The organism is Brevibacillus sp. MCWH, assembly GCF_013096935.1.
Taxonomy (GTDB): domain Bacteria; phylum Bacillota; class Bacilli; order Brevibacillales; family Brevibacillaceae; genus Brevibacillus; species Brevibacillus aydinogluensis.
In genome coordinates, this window is record NZ_SDLF01000009.1 from 22,415 (window position 1) to 43,092 (window position 20,678).

14 protein-coding genes and 1 riboswitch are annotated in these 20,678 nt (G+C 58.2%); of the genes, 11 read left to right on the top strand and 3 right to left on the bottom strand.

The annotated features are described in order from the left end of the window. Positions 1-9 precede the first annotated feature (9 nt). Together ETC00_RS10170 and ETC00_RS10175 are read right to left on the bottom strand one after the other, a co-directional pair. Positions 10-1,038, bottom strand: a complete 1,029-nt coding sequence (locus ETC00_RS10170) for a ribonucleotide-diphosphate reductase subunit beta (RefSeq protein WP_171566043.1) — start codon at positions 1,036-1,038, stop codon at positions 10-12. Between the two features lie 23 nt (positions 1,039-1,061). Continuing rightward, entirely contained in the window at positions 1,062-3,281 is a 2,220-nt protein-coding gene (locus ETC00_RS10175) for a ribonucleoside-diphosphate reductase subunit alpha (protein ID WP_371808899.1), read from the bottom strand. Between the two features lie 191 nt (positions 3,282-3,472). Continuing rightward, a riboswitch (cobalamin riboswitch) is annotated at positions 3,473-3,672 on the bottom strand. Between the two features lie 197 nt (positions 3,673-3,869). On the opposite strand from ETC00_RS10175, the gene ETC00_RS10180 reads away from it, so the two are divergent. The 6 genes from ETC00_RS10180 (at position 3,870) to ETC00_RS10205 (ending at position 11,602) form a co-directional block, all read left to right on the top strand. Further along, on the top strand, positions 3,870-4,223 hold the full coding sequence (locus ETC00_RS10180) for a YisL family protein (RefSeq protein ID WP_230077342.1): 354 nt from the start codon (positions 3,870-3,872) through the stop codon (positions 4,221-4,223). 273 nt (positions 4,224-4,496) lie between these two features. Continuing rightward, positions 4,497-5,393, top strand: a complete 897-nt coding sequence (locus ETC00_RS10185) for a MurR/RpiR family transcriptional regulator (RefSeq protein ID WP_171565895.1) — start codon at positions 4,497-4,499, stop codon at positions 5,391-5,393. A 23-nt stretch (positions 5,394-5,416) separates the two neighbouring features. Next, positions 5,417-6,175, top strand: a complete 759-nt coding sequence (gene nagB, locus ETC00_RS10190) for a glucosamine-6-phosphate deaminase (RefSeq protein ID WP_171565896.1) — start codon at positions 5,417-5,419, stop codon at positions 6,173-6,175. A gap of 117 nt (positions 6,176-6,292) precedes the next feature. Then, positions 6,293-7,045: a hydrogen peroxide-dependent heme synthase gene (gene hemQ, locus ETC00_RS10195; protein ID WP_171565897.1), complete on the top strand. Its 753-nt coding sequence runs from the start codon at positions 6,293-6,295 to the stop codon at positions 7,043-7,045. Between the two features lie 172 nt (positions 7,046-7,217). Continuing rightward, entirely contained in the window at positions 7,218-9,443 is a 2,226-nt protein-coding gene (locus ETC00_RS10200; protein ID WP_171565898.1) for a YcdB/YcdC domain-containing protein, read from the top strand. A gap of 173 nt (positions 9,444-9,616) precedes the next feature. After that, on the top strand, positions 9,617-11,602 hold the full coding sequence (locus ETC00_RS10205; protein WP_171565899.1) for a methyl-accepting chemotaxis protein: 1,986 nt from the start codon (positions 9,617-9,619) through the stop codon (positions 11,600-11,602). 102 nt (positions 11,603-11,704) lie between these two features. On the opposite strand, the gene ETC00_RS10210 is transcribed toward ETC00_RS10205, so the two are convergent. Then, positions 11,705-12,421 (bottom strand): glycosyltransferase family 2 protein, encoded by a 717-nt coding sequence (locus tag ETC00_RS10210; RefSeq protein ID WP_171565900.1) that lies wholly within the window; start codon positions 12,419-12,421, stop codon positions 11,705-11,707. 242 nt (positions 12,422-12,663) lie between these two features. Between ETC00_RS10210 and ETC00_RS10215 the strand changes: the two genes are divergently transcribed. The 5 genes from ETC00_RS10215 (at position 12,664) to ETC00_RS10235 (ending at position 20,618) form a co-directional block, all read left to right on the top strand. Next, on the top strand, positions 12,664-13,842 hold the full coding sequence (locus ETC00_RS10215) for an ROK family transcriptional regulator (protein WP_171565901.1): 1,179 nt from the start codon (positions 12,664-12,666) through the stop codon (positions 13,840-13,842). A gap of 24 nt (positions 13,843-13,866) precedes the next feature. After that, positions 13,867-14,976, top strand: coding sequence for an extracellular solute-binding protein (locus ETC00_RS10220; RefSeq protein ID WP_171565902.1), 1,110 nt, complete (start codon positions 13,867-13,869; stop codon positions 14,974-14,976). A 129-nt stretch (positions 14,977-15,105) separates the two neighbouring features. After that, on the top strand, positions 15,106-16,182 hold the full coding sequence (locus ETC00_RS10225; RefSeq protein ID WP_171565903.1) for an ABC transporter ATP-binding protein: 1,077 nt from the start codon (positions 15,106-15,108) through the stop codon (positions 16,180-16,182). Between the two features lie 13 nt (positions 16,183-16,195). Then, positions 16,196-17,923, top strand: a complete 1,728-nt coding sequence (locus ETC00_RS10230) for an ABC transporter permease (RefSeq protein ID WP_171565904.1) — start codon at positions 16,196-16,198, stop codon at positions 17,921-17,923. A 163-nt stretch (positions 17,924-18,086) separates the two neighbouring features. Continuing rightward, a complete protein-coding gene (locus ETC00_RS10235) occupies positions 18,087-20,618 on the top strand; it encodes an NEW3 domain-containing protein (protein ID WP_171565905.1) in 2,532 nt (843 codons plus the stop codon). Positions 20,619-20,678 lie beyond the last annotated feature (60 nt).

Here is a 20,678-nt window from a genome sequence, read left to right on the forward strand (position 1 = left end):
TTTTCGCCATTACAGCTCGTCAAATCCGTTTTCTTTTGTCACCTTGGCATACGTTCGGGATTTTCCTTCAAAGAAGTCCGTTTTGGTTTGATTCAGGGCTTCGTCGGAAAACGGCCGAATCCACGGCATGCAGTTATCCACGCCCTCATACGCTTTTTCCAGACCCATCATGTCCAACCGCTTGTTGACAATATAGCGGATGTAGCGGTCAAATTCGTCAAAGTCAATACCCTCGACGCCTGTCAGCACATGGCGGGCCCATTTCATCTCCAATGCAACCGCCTGATTCATCTTTTCATACACAAAGAAGCGGTTTTGTTCCGTATCCAGTTCGGGAAAATCGGCCAGCAGGAGCTGGAACACTTCCCCGAAAAAGTAGGTGTGCTGCGCCTCGTCCCGCTGAATGTAGCTGATCATCTGGCTGGTTCCCAGCATCTTTTGATGACGGGCCAGATTGTAGAAGAACGCAAACCCGGTGTAGAAGAAGACCCCTTCGAGAATCATGTCGGCGACAAGCGCCTCCAGGAAGGTCTGGGGGGTTTTGTCGTCCCGGAAGCGCTGGTACATGTCGGCGATGAACAGATTGCGCTCCAGAAGCACCTGGTCGTGTTTCCAGTATTCAAACACGTCCTTTTGCGTCTGGTAGTCGACCAGACTGGAGAGCACATAGGAGTAGGACTGGTTGTGAATCACCTCCTGCTGGTTGATAATGGCGGCAATGGCCACCAGGGACGAGTCGGTAAAGTATTGGCCGACATCGGTCACAAAGTTGGTCTGCATGCTGTCGAGCACAGCCAGCAGCCCGATAATCTTCTTGAAGGCGTCCTGTTCGATCGGCGTCAGTTCGGCAAACTGCTGCTTGTCCTTGTTCATCGAAATCTCGGACGGAATCCAGTGGTTGGCGATCAGCACCTTGTACAGCTTGTACATCGCCGGGTGGCGGATATCATCCCAGTTCAACACCCCGGAACACTCGCCGTTGATGATTTTGGTTGACCTGTTGGGCGCGCTTGTATCAAATACCTTTTGCTTCTGCAGCATATCCGTTCTCCTTTCCGCGATCAGGTGCAGGCTTCGCACTCATCAATCTCTACGGCCCGGCTGCGGACGTAGTAGGTCGTCTTCAGCCCCTGCTTCCATGCCTCCAGATGGAGCTGCAGCAGCTCTCTGGCGTGGATGTCGGGGCGGACGTACAAATTGATGCTCTGCCCCTGATCGAGGTGGCGCTGGCGGGCGGCCGCCTGTCTGATCGACCAGTGCTGATCCAGGTGATACGCTCCCTTGTAGTACCACATCGTGCGGGCAGTCAGATCGGGAGCGGGATTGGCGATTTTGTACGTCGTCTTCTCCTCGTAGGCGACCGGTTCAAACACCGGGTCGACGGAAGCGGTGGAGCCGGCGATCAGCGACGTGGAGCCGGTGGGAGCGACCGCCATCAGATACCCGTTGCGAATGCCGTGCCGGGCCACTTCTTTGGCCAGCGCCTCCCACTCGGGCGAATTGTAGCCCCTGCGGGCAAAATAGCTGCCGTTTTCCCACTCGCTGCCCGAAAAGAGAGGATAGGCGCCTTTTTCCTTCGCCAGTTCCAGGGAGGCGCGAATCGTCAAGTAATGGATGCGTTCAAACAACCGGTCGTTGAAGGCGACCGCTTCTTCGCTTTCCCATCTGATTTCCTGGAGCGCCAGCAGATGATGCAAGCCAAACGCTCCCAGCCCGATGCCCCGGTACTTTTTGTTGGTTTGCTGGGCCTGCAGGACGTCGATCCGGTTCACATCGATCACGTTGTCCAGCATCCGCACCTGGATGGGGATCAGCCGCTCCAGCACGTTGGCAGGCACGGCGCGCCCCAGGTTGATGCTGGAGAGATTGCAGACGACGAAATCGCCCGGCGTTTTTCGAATCACGATCTCTCCGTCCTGCAGCACTTCTTCTGTCACCGTGGTGGGCGACATGTTCTGCAGGATTTCCGTGCACAAATTGCTGGAGTAAATCATGCCCGCATGTTTGTTGGGGTTGGCGCGGTTGACGGTATCCCGGTAGAACATGAACGGCGTGCCCGTCTCCAGCTGGGAGATCATGATCCGCTTCATGATCTCGATGGCGGGTACCGTCACGCGGCTCAAGCGGGGATGCCGCACGCACGCCTCGTACCGTTCGCGGAACGTGCCGCGCCCGGGCTCCTCATCGTAGCAATCCTCCAGCGAAAAGCCCATGACGGTGCGCACTTCATGCGGATCAAACAAGTGAAACTCGGCCCGGTTTTCCACCGCTTCCATGAACAGATCAGGGATGCACACACCCGTAAAGATGTCATGCGCCCGCAGGCGTTCGTCCCCGTTGTTCATTTTCAAATCGAGAAACGCCAGGATGTCCTTGTGCCACACGTCGAGATACACGGCAACGCTGCCGTTGCGCGTTCCGAGCTGGTCGACGCTGACCGCCGTATTGTTCAGCTGGCGAATCCACGGGATGACCCCGCTGGATTTGTTTTCATAGCCGCGGATGGAAGAGCCGCGCGCCCGCACTTTTCCCATGTACACGCCGATGCCGCCGCCCATCTTGGACAGCCGGGCGACGTCGGTGTTGGAATCGTAGATGCCCTGCAGAGAGTCGTCGACCGTGTCGACAAAGCAGCTGGAGAGCTGTCCGCCCCGTGCTTTGCCGGCATTCGCCATGGTGGGCGTTGCCACGGTCATGTACTGATGGCTGAGCGCCCAGTAGGCTTCCTTTACCAGCGCGAGTCTTTTTTCGCGGGGTTCCTGCAGCATGAGGTGCATGGCGATGACCATAAACCGCTCCTGGGGCAGTTCATACAGGCTGCCGGTGTAATCCCTCGCCAAATACCGCTCGGCGAGAGTCACGATCCCCAAATAGGTAAACAGCTTGTCCTTTTCCGGATCAATCTCCCGTTCCAGCTCCGCAATCTCTTCCGGACGGTAGGCGGTCAGCAGTTCCTGTTTGTAAATGCCCTTTTCCACCAGCTGTTTCAACAGGTTCAAAAACGAACCGTAGGGACGCGCAGGACTAAAGGAATACGCCCGGCTGCGGGCCGCTTCGTGATACAGGGCAGCGAGGTACGCCCTGGCGGCGACGTAGGTCCATTCCGGCTCCTCTTTGGAAATCAGTTCGGCGGCCGACATGGCAACGATTTTTGCCGCTTCCTGTTCCGTGAGCGTTTTGTGTTTGGCTCTGATGGCCGCCGACTGGATGACGGCATCTGCGCGCAGCCGGGGAAAATCGGCCAGAATGTCGCCAATCAGCGATGTAATACGTTGGTCAATGTCAGAGACAACCGTTTGCAATCTATCCCTCTCCTTTGCGGTTCATGAAAAAAGCATCCTCTCCCGCCGGGTAGAGGATGCTGATGTTGCCCATGTGGAAACAAACATGCCTGTGTCAAAGCGGAACGTGCGCCCGAAAGAGCGGCACGCCGCGAATGACCGATTCCACACCTCCCCATCCTCGTGGTTCCAACGGTGTTGTCTTTGTGGCAGGTCTCCTGGCTCATGGATCATCGCTTCTCTGAACCTTCCCGTCGATGCGATCGACAGTGGCATCTGACAGAGTCGCTCCCCATTTACAGTGGCGGGACCGCGCCGGACTTGCACCGGTCTTCCCTTTTAAGCGCTTGCCGGAATCCTGGGCAAGCGCACCACAAAGCACACTATATATGGTTGTATGAAGGTACTATAACACAATATGTTGTGGGAGGGAAGACTGATCTTGGCTGGCAGCTTCCAAAAAAGCGGGTCCGGTCCAGTGACTAGCTGTCACAAAACCGCCAAGCATTGCGCGCCCTGCTTTTCCCTTGCCAATCTGTTATAATGAGACGAGTAAGGAGATTGCACTGGGCAAGGAGTGAGCAAACGGTGAGCTATGCGTATCTTAAAGCCCACGTAGGCGGTTGGGAAGTGGCATTCATCCTGCTGATCGTCGGGTACATCCTTTTCCGTCTCGGCAAGGAAAAAGTGGGCAACATCGTTCACATGTTTCTGCGCGTGATGATGGTGATCGTGGTCGTGACGGGTGGTTGGATGTTGTTTAAGTTCCACACGGGAGACGTCCTGTACTATGTGAAGGGACTGCTGGGGATTGTCGTCTTCGGGCTGATGGAAATGGCGCTGGGACGGGCACGCCGCCAGGAAGCCAGCATCGGATTTTTCGTTGGCGCGCTCGCGCTGATGGTGCTTGTCATCCTGATCGGGTACCGCGTAATCGTGTAGGCGGCAGGTGCTTTGCACACACGTCGAAAAGCTTTCACTCGGATCAAAAGGTTCCGGGTGGAGGCTTTTTTTGTTGTTGTTCGCTAAGACAAGCGGCGCCAAGAGCGGCGGATGCTCGCGGAAGCGGAGTGCGCCGCGAATCAGAACGGTCTGTTATAGAATGGAGAACTTCTCCACATATATCAATCAATATGGCGGAATGCTCCGCTTTTGCATATAATGGCGGTAGGAATAAAGCTGTTTTCTTTTGGTGATAAACGGAGGAGGACGCCGATGACGGTAAATCAGAAAGAGCAGACGGCCGGCGCGTCCGGCGGCGCGGCCAAAACCAATGCCACCCTGCTGGGCATTCAGAGTTTGCGGCCGTCGTTTACCAAATCTGAGCAAAAAGTGGCGGAGATCGTACTGAGCCAGACGGAGAGCGTAATTTACTCTTCCGTCATCGACCTGGCGGAAAAAGCGGGCGTGGGCGAAACCACCGTGCTGCGCTTCTGCCGCAAGATCGGTTTTCGCAGCTACCAGGAGTTCAAGCTGGCGCTGGCCCAGGAGCTGGTCCATCCGGTGAAAAACCTGCACGGTGAGGTAACGGAGGAGGATTCGCTGACGACCATCGCGCAAAAGGTGACGGCCACCAACATGCAGGCGGTTGGTGACACCAGCTCGCTCATCGACCCGGTCGAGCTGGAGCGGTGTGTCGACCTGCTGCAAGCCGCCAACACGATCCACTTTTACGGCGTGGGAACATCCGGGGTGACGGCCCAGGATGCCAAATACACGTGCTTGCGCCTGGGGCTGAAAGTGGACGCCTTTTACGAGGCACACCTGCAGGCGATGGCTGCCGCCACGCTGGGGCCCGGCGACGTCGCCGTGGGCATCTCCGTGTCGGGCAGCACCAAGGATACGATCGATTCGCTGAAAGTGGCGAAGGAAGCAGGGGCAACAGTGCTGTGCATCACCCACTACCGCCGCTCGCCGATCACGAACGTGGCCGATGTCACGCTTTTGACGGCAGCAAAGGAAGGGCCGCTGCAGGGCGGTTCGCTCGCGGCCAAAATCGCCCAACTGCACGTCATCGACATCCTGTGTACGGCACTGGCCATGCGCATCCAGGAGAAAGCGCTGACCTACAAGGAAAAGACGGCAAAAGCGGTGCTGGACAAAAAATACTGAAGCGGCTGACGGAGGGAGAGCGCATGAAACTGCTGATTGCGGAGAATTACGAGTCGTTGAGCAAAGCTGCGGCGCACATCGTGGCGCAGGTGGTGACAGCCAAACCCACTGCCGTACTGGGACTGGCTACGGGCAGCACACCGATCGGCATGTACCGGGAACTGGCGCGGCTGCACCGCGAGGAGGGAGTTGACTTCTCCCGCGTGACGACGTTTAACCTGGATGAATACGTCGGACTGCCGCCGCATCATCCGCAAAGCTACCATACGTTCATGCAGGAACACTTTTTTCGCCATGTGAACATCCCGCTGGAGCAGACCAATATCCCGCGCGGAGACGCACCCGACCTGCAGGCGGAATGCCGGCGATATGAAGCGGCAATCGCGGCGGCGGGAGGCATCGACCTGCAGGTGCTGGGTATCGGCGGAAACGGCCACATCGGTTTCAATGAGCCGGGGTCCGACGCGGAGACGACCACGCGGATCGTGGAACTGGCACAAAGTACAATCAAGGCGAACGCGCGCTTTTTCGAATCGATCGACGAAGTGCCGACGAAAGCTGTATCGATGGGGATCAAAACGATTCTGGCGGCGAAGCGGATCATGCTGCTTGCGAGCGGCGAGGCCAAGGCGGATGCGGTGCGCCGCATGCTGGAAGGAGAGAAGACGCCTGACGTGCCCGCGTCGCTGCTGCAGCTTCATTCAGATGTGACCGTCATCGCGGACAAGGAGGCGGCAGCGCTGCTGTCAGCCGAGACGAAAAACAGCGGCCGCCTGGTGTGAACGGCCGTTGTTTGCGGCGCTTGTTCACCAATTCGTTTCGCATAACGCTTCGTTCGTTATGCTATACTGGGAGTGTCCAAGAAGAATGCACCAGATTACCGTAAGGAGTTGAACCTGATGAGCACGAACGAGGCGTTGCTTACGCTGGAAGGCTGGTATACTTATCATAATTTCCGCACGATCAATTGGGAGAAGTGGAAAGCGGCTTCGGCCGAAGAGCGCCAGGCCGCACTGGACGAGCTGTTTGGCCTGATCCGCGAGTGGGAGGCAAATGAACAGGAGAAGCAAGGCAGCACGGCCATCTACAGCATCCTGGGGCACAAGGCGGACCTGGTCTTCCTGTTCCTGCGCCCGACGATGCAGGAACTGGACGCGATCAAGACGGCGTTCAACAAGACCCGCTTCGCCGCGTACACCGAGGCGCCGTACTCCTATATTTCTGTGGTGGAGCTGAGCAACTACGTACATAATCCCGGCGAAGACCCGAAGTCCAATCCGCAAATCCGGGAGCGGCTCTACCCGATTCTGCCGAAGTGGGAGCACATCTGCTTCTACCCGATGAACAAAAAACGCAACCTGCAGGACAACTGGTACATGCTGACGATGGAACAGCGTGCCGAAATGATGCGCTCGCACGGAATGATCGGCCGCAAGTACGCCGGCAAAGTGAAGCAGATCATCGGCGGCTCGGTCGGCTTCGACGATTGGGAGTGGGGCGTCACGCTGTTTGCCAACGACCCGCTCGAGTTCAAGCACATCGTCTACGAAATGCGCTTTGACGAAGTGAGCGCACGCTATGGGGAGTTCGGCAACTTCCTGGTGGGCAACATTGTCACACCCGAGTCGCTCACGCAAATGCTGCAGGTGTAACTCTTTCAACCACAATCTACCCGCGGTGCAGCCGGGGTAGATTTTTTTTGCATGCAAAGCATCTGCTGGATAGATGATCCTCTCATATATGGAATAATTTGTATCAATTCGTGACAAATGGTAAGATTGTGTTCGTAATCGCAAAGCCAAGAGGGGAGAGGTGTTTTTCGGTATGACCAGAAAAAAGATGTTGCGGGTAGCAGCGGGATTTTCGACAGCGGTGCTGCTGGCCGGTATTCCCGTCCCGCTTGCTGGCGTGTGGGAGAACAGCCTGCCGAGCGCCTTGGCCGCCGGGCAGCAGTCGGACGAGTTGACGCGGGAGCAGGCGATTCAACAGATGAGCAAGCTTTTGAACATACCGGCCGATTACAAGCCGGAGCGGTCGTACTACAAGAAAAAAGATCAAAAAAATCCGTTCGACCATCCGCTGTGGAGCCTGACCTGGGTAAAAGACAGCGGGGAGGGACGTGTGTCTGTCAACGTCGATGCGGTGACGGGACAATTGGTGTATTATTCACACTACGATGAAAAGCGGGAAAGCGACTCGTCGTCGGCGGTCAGCGAGGAACAAGCGCTGCGGGCGGCCGAGCAGTTTCTCGAGCGGGTTGTCCCCAAAACAGAGCGGGAGAAGCTGTCCAAGCCAAACGAATACCCCGGCCTCCCCAATTTTACGGGTGACCCGTGGAGAACGCGCGTCTTTTCCTATACGCGCATGGAAGGCGACACGCCTTTTCTCGGCAACGGCGTTCTGGTGATCGTCGATCGAACCGGCGAAGTGATCATGTTTATCAGGAATTGGTACCAGGGAGAACTGCCTGACGCCAAGGCAGTGATCCAGCCTGACGAGGCGGAGCGGCTGCTGGCGGAAAAAGCGGCGCCCTCACTGGTCTACTCGCGGGAGAGTGATCTGAACGGCCGTTACCCGGCGAACTCAAATCGGTACCGCCTGGTCTATCGCTACGTGCAAACTGATCCGCAGTTCGTGGACGCTACGACCGGGAAGGTGCTGAACGCACTCGGCGAGCCGGCCGAAGAAGTCGGCATCAAGCCGCTGGGGAGCACGGTCAACAGCCGTGCAGCGGACAAGCTGATCGGCAAGGAAGAGGCGCAGAAGATCGCCGAAGAGCTGGTCAAGCGGCTCCCCGGCAGCTATCGTTCCGAGGGAAGCAGGGGAGGCGGTGCCAGATCGGGAGTGGATGGCGTGGAATCGAGATACTGGCATTTTGAATTCACTCCGCTGCACGTCAAGGGGGAAAATGTGGAGCCGCTTGAGATCAGCATCAGCGACCGCGGGGATTTGGTCGAATACCGCACCGGGGAAGGGCGGTTTTCTTCCGAACGGGGACGGAAAATCGAGAAGGCGGTCTCGTGGAAAGCAGCGCAGGAGAGTGCGGTCAAGCTGGTAAAAACGCTGCTGTCCGAACGGCTGGGGGACATCTATCTCATCGACCGCAATGCATCCCGCACGATCGAGGAGGAGGTGCGGGAGCAGGGGCAGTATTACGTGTTTAGGTTTGGCTTGATGAAGAACGGCATTCCGATCGAAGACAGGAATTTCCGCGTGATCGTCAATCCCGAAACCGGGGAAGCGGAAGAGCTGAACGTGTACGAATATGGACCTGTCAGTGCAGAGGAAACGGCGGCCAAAATTGACCGTAAGGCAGCAGCCAAAACGGAGCGGGAGCAAAAGAAACTGATGCTTGCCTATCACCTGCCGGACAGCGAGTCCAAACCGCTGCTTGTCTACAGCTACGTCGGCGATGAGGGAGTCGTGGATGCCGTGACCGGGGAGTGGCTCAGTTTTGCCGACTTGCGGAAAAAAGAAATTCCGCAGGACATTGACAACCATCCCGAGCAGGCAGCACTGCAGTTTGCCATCCGGGAGGGTTTGTTGACGGTGACTGATGGCAAGGTGGAACCGGACAAAGCGGCGACGCGCGGAGACATGGTGCAGATGATGGCGCGCATGGTCAACCGCATCGAGTTTCACCGGCAGTTCAGCGGGCTCGATGATGACGACGAAGATCGCCAGCCGTACCGGTTTGCTGACGTCGACGAGAACCACCCGCTGTACGGTGTCATCAAAAAAGCGATTCAATACGGACTGATCCCCAAGGAGGGGACCAGGTTTGAGCCGGATCGCCCGGTGACCCGCGGAGAAGCGGCGGAAATGGCCGCCCGCCTGCTGGGGTATGGTGAACTCCTGGAAAAACCGGGGCTGTTTGCGTCGCCGTATCGGGATGTAGAAAAGCGGCTGGTGCCCGCCGTCGCCCTGGCCCATGCCTACGGGCTGCTTCCTTCCGGGTCACCCGACGCGTTCCAACCAGACAAAACGCTGACCCGGGCAGAGGCTGCCAAGTTGATGAAGGCGCTTCTGGAGGTTAGGAAACCGAAGTGACGTGCGTCCCGCGAAAAAAGATCTAGAAAAAAGAAAAAAATGGGCATGAAGGATATACTTGTCTTGTCATTTTCGGGAAATATTTGTACAATGATGGACGGCTGTTCTTTTTATTTGGAATGGCCTGTTTTTTTTGTGTTTATTATAGCTCATCAACAACAGGAGGAATCGACATGAATGGGCCTACCGAGCCAAAACGAACACGTTCGCTGCAGATGAAAGGAAAACTGCTGTTGACCTTTGCCGTGATTCTGCTGTTGCCGAGTCTGCTGATCGCAGGGGTCTCGTTCTACAGCGCCAAGCAGGAAATCGAGGACCAACTGCTGCAGCGGGCTGACGAGCAGGTGAAGACCCTGGCCGGAACAATTGATGCCTATCTGGATTTGCAGATGAAGGAGGTGGAGCGGGTCGCTTCTCATCTGGCGGGACAGGGGCTGACGAGCAACGATTCCGCAGCGCATGCGTATTTGCAGGAGGCCGCCACCATCCACAACGAGTGGGAAGGTATCTACATCGGAACGGAGACGGGGGCGTTTGTCAGCACGGTGTCGGTAAAGGCCGGGTATGACCCGCGTACTAGACCCTGGTACCAACAAGCCATGGAGAACAAGGGAAAAACGGTCATCACTGATCCGTACATTTCTGCGTCTACAGACCTCCCCGTCATCACCATTGCCCGGACGACAAAAGACGGGCACGGAGTGGTCGGGCTCGACCTCAGTCTGCAGGCACTGGCCGAAATCACCAGCCGGGTCAAAATCGGCGAATTCGGCTACGTCGTGCTGATGGACAAACAGCGGAAGTTCATCGTCCATCCCCAGCAGAAAGCGGGGACGGAAGCGGAGAAAGCAGATTATATCGACCACGTGTATGCTAACGAAGCGGGCACGTTTGAGTTCGTCAACCAGGACGGACAGAGCAAGCGAATGGCGTTTGTCACCAACGGACTGACCGGTTGGAAGCTGCTGGGCACCAATTACGTGAGTGAAGCGGAAGCAGAGGCCTCCGACGTGCTGCCTCCCATTTTGACGATCGTGGCCGTAGCAGTGATCGGCGGCGCCGTGCTGGTGCTGTGGATCGTCCGCTTGATCACGCGTCCGCTCGCCGTATTGATGGCGGCCGCCGCCAAGATCAGCGAGGGCGACCTGTCTGAACCAGTAAGAGTAAATGCCAGGGACGAAATCGGCCGCTTGGCGGAAAGCTTCGAGGGCATGCGCCTGTCGCTGCAGTCTGTCCTGGCCGAGGTGAACCAGGGTGCCGTCCAGGTGGCGGCGTCGGCTGAGGAGCTGATGGCGAGCGCGGATCAGAGCAGCAAGGCCAGCGAACAAATCTCGTCCGCGATTCAGGAAGTGGCCGTCGGGGCGGACAAGCAGGTAGCTGGCGTGGAAGAAGCGTACCAGGTGGTCAACATGATGGCAAGCGCTGCGGAACAGATCAACGGCAACACGCAGCAGGTGGCTGGACTGGCTTCCGAGGCTTCGGACAAGGCAGCTTCCGGCAGCCAGACCGTGCAAACAGCGATCAACCAAATGACGGAAATGAGTGTCACCGTCAAGGAATTGGCGCATACCGTGGACGGACTGGGCAAGCGCTCGCAGGAGATCGGCAGCATCGTCGACGTCATCTCCGAGATTGCCGATCAGACCAACCTGCTGGCGCTCAATGCCGCTATCGAAGCAGCGCGGGCAGGTGAACACGGCCGGGGATTTGCCGTGGTGGCGGATGAAGTGCGCAAGCTGGCAGAGCAGACGACGCAATCCACGCAAAAGATTGCCGAACTCATTGCGGTGATCCGCCAGGAGACGAACGATGCGGTTCGTTCCATGCACACGGTGACCCAGGAGGTGGCCGCGGGAATTGACGTGGTCCATGCGGCTGGGGCCTCCTTCGAAGAGATTCGTGCGGCAGTGGAAGAGCTGGCTGGACAAATCCAGGAGGTGTCCGGCGCGGTGCAGCAGTTGACCGAAGGCACAAAACGCGTGGTGGAGACGACGCATACGATCCGGGAAGTGGCAGAGGAAGCGGCATTTGGTACGCAAAACGTTTCCGCCGCAGCTCAGCAGCAGTTGGCTTCCATGGAGGAGATCAACGCGTCGGCCACGGCGCTGGCGAAGATGGCCGAAGATCTGCAGGAGATGGTAGGCAGTTTCAAAGTATAACCGTACATGAAGTATAAGCACGATCTGTGCGTATTCAGATTGCCCGGGCGGGGGAAGATCAAGGGATCACCCCCTCCCGGGCTGTTGTTTTTCTGGCAACTCCTATCCGACGACAAACTTGCGATAGTTGACCGTGCGGGCAATCCGCCTGTGCGGCCGGGAGAGCAGGTACCGGTGGCCTGCTTTCCAGGTGTGGCTGCCGACGTTTTTCCGGCGAATCGCACAGTAGTGAAAACGGCTGCCCGAGTAGATGCGAAAGCCGAGGCGGCGGCAATTCCGCAGGAACGAGACATCCTCCCCAAGCGAGCGGTTGGCAAAACGGACACGGTTCCACACGCTTCGCCGAAATGCGAGGGTCCCGCCTGCGATCCCCCCTGTCATCCTGTGTTCGTTCCCCGGATATAGCAGGATCAGCAGCCGCAATCCAGAAAAGTACATAAAATACGAGCGCTTCCCGACGACGGCCGCCTTTGATCGGGCAAACGCGCGCAGCGTGTCAGCCGCGTAGCGGGGGGCGTAGTAATCGTCGTCGTCAAATTTGGCGAGGTAGGGATAGCATGCCTTGCTTGCGGCAAAGTTCAGGCAGGCGCCGAGTGACGTCCGTCCGGGCAGTTTGTAGACGGACACGTTGGGAAACGAACGCGCGTAATTTTTGTAGCGCGCTTCGCTCATCGCATCGTTGTTCAGCACTACGATCAATTCCTTGTTGACTCCGCGCTGCCGCAGATAATTCTGAAACAGGTTGCGCATCATGCCGGGACGTTTGGTGCAGGTGATAATGGAGATGCCGGTTTTCCCGGTACTCCCGGTTCGCTTCACGTTGAACCACTTCCTTCTTCGCTGGGATAGTGTGATACGAGCGGGAAAACGTCCAAAACGTACTACATGTGTATTCAGAGGCGGGGCGAAGAACGCTGAGCGGGTGCGGAGTTTGGCAAGATAACCTGTGGGTGGTGCATATCATTGAAGCGAAATAGTTTGACTATTCTGTGTATGGGCGGTATAATTTGGATAACTTTGTTAGTTAGGTTAACTAACTGTTTGGTGGTGAGTGAAAAGGCGTGCGTTCGTCCAGAAAAACGGGCAGCAGCAAACTGGTGAAAAAGTGGAACAAGGAAGAGATCTTGCAGCAGGTGATTCAGCACGGTCAGATCTCCCGCGCCGACATTGCCAAACAGACGCAGCTGAGCCGCCCCTGCGTTTCCGCCCTGGTGGAGGAGATGATTCAGGATGGGCTGCTCCAGGAGGTGGGGATGGGCGACTCCCGTGGCGGCCGAAAGCCGATCCTGCTGGAGTACAACTACCAGGCGTACGCGATCGTCGGCGCAGTGTTTGAAGGCTCCGCGCTGGAGATGGCGGTGGCCGACCTGAAAGGCGAGTTTTTGGCCCGGTACCGCAAACGTCTGGCCCAGCCGGCCGACGGAGAACGGGTGATCGAGGATTTGGCGGCGGGACTGGACTGTCTGCTGGCGGAGAGCAGCTTGCCGCGCGACAGACTGCTGGGCATCGGTGTCGGCCTGCCCGGGGTCACCCAGCGGGGCAGCGGTACGGTCAGCTTTGCTCCCAGCACGGGCTGGATGGGATCGCCGATCAGGCAGACCATCGAGGAACGGCTGGAGGTGCCGGTCATCATCGACAATGACGTCAACATGATGACCCTGGGCGAGAGCGTCCGCGGTGTCGGTGTCGGCTATTCCAACGTTGTCTACATCTACGTCGGCACGGGGATCGGCTCCGGCATCATCCTGGACGGCCAGTTATACCGGGGAAGCCGGGACGCAGCGGGCGAGATCGGTTACATGCTGATCGGCCCCGTACACAGCCGGCGCGACGGAGCGTACGGCGTGTTTGAGACGCATTACTCCGTCCCTGGCGTCAAAGCACAGGCGAAGGCCTTTCTCTCCGACCTTCAGGAAGGGTCGAGTATCATAGAGACGCTGATCGGTCAAGCTCGGCAGGACAACCGGGAGGCCGCGCGGTTGCTGGATGACGTATACCGACACTGGGCCTACGCGATGGCCAATATCGTCAGCGTGCTGAACCCGGAGCTGTTGATTCTGAGCGGAGAGATGGTTCATATCGACGAAAAAGGGGTGAAGCAGATTCGCGAGTGGCTGACGGAATGGGTGCCCGTTGTGCCCCGTATGGAAAAAGCGCGACTTGGTGAAGAGGCGGGGTTGATCGGGGCCGTTCACAGCGTTCTGGAAGCGTTTCCATCTACGAAATTGCTGGACAAATAGAGTGAAAAAAAGGGGGATTCGATTGTGAAAACGTCCAACAGCACATGGAAAAAATGGCTTCGCGGCGTGTTTGTCGGCTCGCTGGCCCTGACCGTCGCCGCTTGTTCCGGCGGAGGACAGGCGGACAGCGGTACAGGCGGCCAGTCCGGTGATCAGGCGCAGCCGGCAGCATCCGGCGAATCGCAAAAATTGGTCATTTACACCGCCCGGGACAAAAATATTTTTGAAATCGTCCTGCCCAAGTTTAAGGAAAAATATCCCAATATTGAAGTGGAAACATTTGAGATGGGGGCGCAGCAAATCCTGGAGCGGGTGCGTGCCGAAAAGGCCAATCCGCAGGCCGATTTCTGGTGGGGCGGCACACAGTCCGCGCTGAGCACGGCAGCGGACGAGGGGCTGTTGGAGCCGTACAAACCGACGTTTGCCGACAAGATTCCCGATCTGTACAAGGACCCGCAGGACCGCTGGTACGGCGAAATGCTGCTGCCCGAGGTGATCATGTACAACTCGCAGGCGCTGACGAAAGAAGAAGCGCCGCAGGACTGGGACGACCTGCTCGATCCCAAGTACAAGGATAAAATCGTGATCCGCAACGTCCTGCCGTCCGGCACGATGCGGACCATTTACGCGGCGATGATCTACCGTCAGGGGCCAGACACGCCGGAAAAAGGGTATGAATGGCTGAAAAAACTGGACGCCAACACCAAGGAGTACGCCCAGGACCCGACCCAGCTCTACCTGAAGCTGGACCGCCAGGAAGGCGTCATTTCCCTGTGGAACCTGCAGGACGTCCTGATTCAAAGCAAGCAGAACAACCATCCGTACGATTTTGTCTATCCGGAGAGCGGCGCGCCGATCCTCGTCGACGGGGTCGCGATCGTCAAAGGGGCCAAGAACATGGACGCAGCCAAAAAGTTCTACGAGTTCCTGTTCAGCCCGGATATCGCCACGCAGTTGGCGAAAGAGCGCTACCAGTTCCCGTCACGCACCGACATCAGCAAGGACGAACTGCCTGACTTCATGAAAAACCTGGAGCTGAAACCGCTGGAGCTCGACTGGAATGTGATGGCGGAGAAAGAAAAAGAGTGGATGCAGTACTGGGACGAAAACATCAAGGGAAAAAGCAAGAAGTAAGCGGGTGAGGACAGCAGGACCAGACGGGAAGGGGGACCCCTTTCCGTCTGGCCGTGTCCGGTTCCGTCCGGCACAGGCGACTGCCGAAGCCGGGCAGCGCCCTGCCAATCTCGAGAGGGAGGACACCTGATGAGCAGCGTAACACTTGATCACGTCAGCAAACAGTTTGGCGACGCAAAAGGGGTCGAAGATGTTCACATTCACATCGAATCAGGGGAATTCTTCACCTTTTTGGGGCCAAGCGGCTGCGGCAAGACGACGACCCTGCGGATGATCGCCGGCTTTTACTATCCCACCAGGGGACGGATCTGCTTCGGCAGCCGGGATGTCACATCGCTGCCGCCCCACAAGCGAAACACGGGCATGGTGTTTCAAAACTACGCCCTGTTTCCGCACATGACCGTATTTGAGAACATCGCCTTTGGGCTCAAGGTTCGCAAGATTCCGAAAGCGGAAATGAAAGAACGGGTAGAGCGGGTGATGAAGCTCGTCCGTCTGGAAGGATACGGCGAACGCCGGATCGACCAGCTTTCCGGCGGACAGCAGCAGCGGGTGGCGCTGGCCCGCGCGCTCGTTATCGAGCCGCAGATTCTGCTTTTGGATGAACCGCTGTCCAACCTGGACGCCAAACTGCGCGAAGAAACCCGGTATGAAATCAAGCGGCTGCAGATGGAACTGGGCATTACCACCATTTACGTCACGCATGACCAGGCGGAGGCGATGTCCATGTCGGATCGGGTGATGGTGATGCAGGGCGGCGAAGTGCAGCAGGTGGGTACGCCGCACGAGATTTACCATCGGCCGGTAAACCGTTTCGTCGCGTCGTTCATCGGCGAAACCAATCTGTGGGAGGGGATCGTGGCAGGCATCGACGGTAACGAAGTACGGGTGCGGGTGGCTCCTGACCTCGTGCTGACCGGATATGCGCACAACGTGTCGCCGCAGGTGCGGCTCGTGCCGGGCGAGACAGTCGTGCTGTCGATTCGGCCGGAAACGGTGCAGGAAAGCACGGGAGCGGACGGTGAGAACGTGGTGTCGGGCACTGTTGTGCTTGCCGAGTTTACGGGTGCGTGCGTCAACTACGTGACCAGCGTCGGCCCTCATCAGCTCCGCAGCATGTCCATCAGCCAGGGACGGCCGCTGAAACAGCGCGGAGAGACCATCTCCCTGCACATTCCGAAAGCGAGCATCTACTTTGCGGGATAAGGAGGAGGAGCTTGTGAAAGCAGAACTGCAGCCAGCCGCGACACCGTCCAAACGGATCTCCTTCACTGCTTCGCCGTCCTTTGTCTACGTGCTGGTTTCGCCGCTGTTCCTGATCCTTTTGGCCTACGTCATCTATCCGCTGTTTGAAACATTTGCCACCAGCGTCAACGTGGACGGGCAGTTTACGTGGAAAAACTACGCCCGTTTCTTCAGCCTGGAGCACACGGCCAATCTGGAAGCGCTTTGGAACAGCGTATACATATCCGTGTTGAGTGTCATTACCTGCGGCATTGTTGGCGTGACGATGGCCTTTTTGCTGGAGCGCTACGAGTTCCCGGGGCGGAAAATCCTCTCCGTGCTCGCCCTGGTGCCGATGGCGCTGCCGCCGCTCATCGGCGTGCTGTCGTTTACGTTTTTGTACGGGGAAAGCGGCATATTCCCCCGATTGTTCAAGGAACTGTTCGGGCTGGAACAGGTGCCGTTTTCGCTGAAAGGAATATGGGGCGTCGTTGTGGTCCACACCTTTACCATGTACACCTATTTTTTCATGACGGCATCGGCGGCGATCAAAGGTCTTGACCCGTCGCTGGAAGAGGCGGCGGCTAGCCTGGGCGCCAACCGCTTTACCGTCTGGCGGCGGGTGATTTTGCCGATGCTCACGCCAGCCATGGTGGCGTCGTCGCTGCTGGTGTTCATGATCTCCATGGCGTCCTACACGGCGCCGCTGATCTTCGGCATCGACCGGACGATGACGATGCAGATTTACCTGTCCCGGACCAACGGCGATCTGGACATGGCCGCCACCCAGTCGACCGTCCTGTCCGTCGTCTCCATTGCCTTTTTGCTGCTGATGCGCTGGTACCAAGGGGTGCGCAACTACCAGAACATGAGCAAGGGCATCAGCGTACACCGCACCGAGGTGAAAAGCAAAGCGGGCCGCTATGTCTGCATAGTGCTGGCCTTCATCGGCATCGTCATCCTGATGCTGCCGATCCTCGTGCTGGTGTTGATCTCGTTCTCGGTGGACGGCACCTGGACGGTGCAGATTCTGCCGCCGCAGTACACGCTGGACCACTACATCGACCTGTTTACGGACAGCAAGACCTGGCGGCCGATTGCCAACAGCCTGGAGCTGAGTGCGATCGCCACCGTCGGCATCGTCCTGTTCGGGGTGGCGGCGGCGTACGCGATGGTGCGGCTGCGCTTTCGCGGCAAAACGCTGCTCGACGTGCTGATCATGCTGCCGTGGGCGCTTCCCGGCACTGTTGTCGCCGTCAACCTGATCGCCGCGTTCAGTGAGCCGACCGTATTCAGCTTTGGCCAGGTGCTCATCGGCACGTTCTGGATCATCCCGCTCGCCTATTTCGTCCGCCATCTGCCGCTGGTGTTCCGCTCCACATCGGCCACGCTGATGCAGATGGACCCGTCGGTGGAGGAAGCGGCGCGCAATCTGGGGGCATCGTGGTGGTACAGCTTCCGCCGCGTCGTTTTCCCGATGGCATTTGGCGGGATTTTGGCCGGCACGCTGTTGGCGTTCGTTCAGTGTATCGGCGAGTTCGTCGCCTCCATCCTGATCTTTACGCCGCGGACGATGCCGCTGTCAGTGGCCATTTTCCAGCGCATGTACACGTTTGAATTCGGCACCGCGTGCGCATACGGCGTGCTGCAGATTGTGGTCATCATCATCGTCCTGTTCATCTCCAGAAAACTGGCTGGCGACAAGGCGGGCACTGCGGTGTAGGCAGGTTTGCGTTCGATTTAGCGTCCCGAAACCAGACGGCAGCGTCTGTGCATGTCCGTTTCAGCTACCTCAGGTCAATCCATGGCGACAGCAGGAACAGGCTCCATGGACGGCCATGATTGATGCATACATCAATCCCAATAAGGAAAAGGAGGAGCGTTCATTGAGAAAGGGGACATTTGCCAAGCTGTTTTCCGTCGTATCAGCCGTGGCCCTGGCAGGCACTCTGGTATGGCCGATGGCGCCCCGGACCGCCCATGCTGACCGGGGAGTGGTCGACTTGTACAAAGCGATCAAGCCGTTGACTACCATCGCCAGCGCCATGAACACGGGGGCTCACCCGGATGACGAGCACAGCGCGATGCTCGCGTACCTGTCGCTCGGCAAGGGTGTGGACACGTACAGCATCATCGCCAACCGCGGCGAAGGGGGCCAAAACGAAATCGGCAGCGAGCTGGGCAACGCACTGGGCATTATCCGTACTCGTGAATTGCAGGAAGCGTCCAAGGTCACCAACGTCACGCTGGACATCCTCAGCGAATCGATCAACGACCCCATTTACGACTTTGGCTTTTCCAAGAGCCCGGATGAGACACTGTCCAAATGGGGAGAACAGGTCGTCTACGAACGGCTGATTCGCAAGATTCGCGAACTGCGGCCGGACGTGCTCATCCCCGCGTTTTTGAACGTACCCTCCACGCACGGACATCACCGCGCCATCAACGTGATCACGGTAAAAGCGTTCAAGGACGCCGCCGACCCGTCCGTGTTTCCGGAGCATCTGAAAAACGGGCTGCGCCCCTGGCAGCCCAAAAAGCTGTACGTGCCGGCGGATGAGAAAGACTACACGGTTCGCGTGCCGATCGGCGAGTACGACGAGGTGTACGGCGCGTCTTACCAGCAGTTGGGCGAGGAATCCCGCTTCATGCACAAGAGCCAGGGGATGGGGCGCCACTACGACGAAGGGCCCAGCTTCAACTACTACAAGCTGGAGCAGTCGACGGTTCCGTCCAAAGCCCGGGAATCGGACTTTTTCGAAGGCATCGCCTACACCTTTGACGACCTGGCCCGGGAAGTGGCCGGCAAGCCGGGCGGGGAAAAGCTGGCCAGGGAGCTTCGCACCCTGCAAAAAGACGCCGACGACGTGATCGCCGCCTACCCGCGCTTTGCCGACGTGGCCAGGGAAGTGCACGACATGCTGTCGGACGTGCAGAGGGCGCTGACCGTCGTGCAGGAAGCCAAACTGGACGAAGCGACCAGGGCAGACCTGACCCACCGTCTGAAGGTAAAGGAACGACAGCTGTACACGGCGAGTGCGGAGGCGCTGTCACTGGTGGCCAAAGTAAGGCCGGAGACAGGCGAACTGGTCGCCGGTCAGACTGCCACCGTAAAAGTGACGGCGTACAACGGCGGACAGGTGCCGCTGAAAGACGTCAGCCTGAAGCTGAATGTGCCGGAAGGATGGCGGGCCAAGCCGTTGGGGGCGACCAGCTTCGGCCAGGTGGGGTACAACCAGACCGTCACGGCCGCGTACGAAGTGGAGGTGCCGAAAGACGCCCCGCTGTTCCAGCCGTATCTGCCGCCGTCCATCACTGCGGACGTATCGTACAAGGCGTTCGGCTCCACCGCGGTCAGCCGCGTCGTTCCGTCTGACGCTGTCGCCGTCCTGCCGCCGTTCTCGCTGTCGCTCGACCCGGGCGCAGCTGTTCTGAACACGTTGAAGCCGCAAGAGCCGATTTCGGTGAAGGTGACGGTAAAGAACTACCAGCCGGGTGCGGCGGAAGCGGACATCTCGCTGGACGTTCCGGCAGGCTGGACGGTAGAACCGAAGGCAAGTCCGCTGGCGTTTGCCGCCAAAGGGGAGACCAAGTCGGTCGCGTTTACGGTAAAGCCGTCCGCCGCCGTCAAATCGGGCACGTACACGGTAACGGCCGTGGCGCGCGCGGGGGCAAAAGAAAGCCGCCATGGCGCCCAGGTGATCCGCTATCCGCACATCGGCACCACGTATTACGTCCAACCGGCGGAGCTGATGATCCAGGCGTTTGACCTGAAAGTGCCGGAGGGGTTGAAAGTAGGATACGTCTCCAGCGGTTTTGACAACATCGACGAGTACCTGAAACAGGTCGGCGTCAACGTCACCCTCCTCAGCGCCAAGGACATCGAGTCTGGCGACCTCAGCCAGTACGACACGATTGTGCTGGGCATCCGGGCGTACGGGTTCCGCCCCGAACTGATTTCGAGCAATGCCCGCCTGTTGAAGTACGTGGAAAACGGCGGCAACCTGGTGGTGCAGTACCACAAGCCGGAAGACAACTGGAAGCCGGAGTTGGCGCCGTACCCGATCACGATCGGCACGCCGCTGATTGAATGGCGCGTCACCGATGAAAACTCGAAAGTTACCATGCTTGCGCCGGATCATCCCATTTTCAACACACCCAACAAGATTACGGAGGAAGACTGGAACAACTGGATTCAGGACCGTTCCGCCTACAACCCGTCGCAGTGGGGCAAAGAGTACGTGGAGCTGATTGCAAACGGCGATCCGGGCGAGAAGGAGTTTACCGGCACATTCCTGACCGCAAAATACGGCAAGGGGACGTACACCTACAGTTCGCTCGTCTGGTACCGTGAAATCCCCGCCCTGGTGCCGGGAGCCATCCGCATGTTCGTCAACATGGTCAGTTTGAAGCAATAAGGCAGGAAAACGGGACGGGAGAGACGGCCGCAGTCGGCCGTCTTCCCCGCTTTTCCCGGC

Excerpts from the sequence above, each read along its gene's own strand:
- ETC00_RS10205 (WP_171565899.1), top strand. The coding sequence starts at position 9,617 with ATGAATGGGCCTACCGAGCCAAAACGAACACGTTCGCTGCAGATGAAA.
- ETC00_RS10185 (WP_171565895.1), top strand. The coding sequence starts at position 4,497 with ATGACGGTAAATCAGAAAGAGCAGACGGCCGGCGCGTCCGGCGGCGCG.
- nagB (WP_171565896.1), top strand. The coding sequence starts at position 5,417 with ATGAAACTGCTGATTGCGGAGAATTACGAGTCGTTGAGCAAAGCTGCG.
- ETC00_RS10200 (WP_171565898.1), top strand. The coding sequence starts at position 7,218 with ATGACCAGAAAAAAGATGTTGCGGGTAGCAGCGGGATTTTCGACAGCG.
- hemQ (WP_171565897.1), top strand. The coding sequence starts at position 6,293 with ATGAGCACGAACGAGGCGTTGCTTACGCTGGAAGGCTGGTATACTTAT.
- ETC00_RS10225 (WP_171565903.1), top strand. The coding sequence starts at position 15,106 with ATGAGCAGCGTAACACTTGATCACGTCAGCAAACAGTTTGGCGACGCA.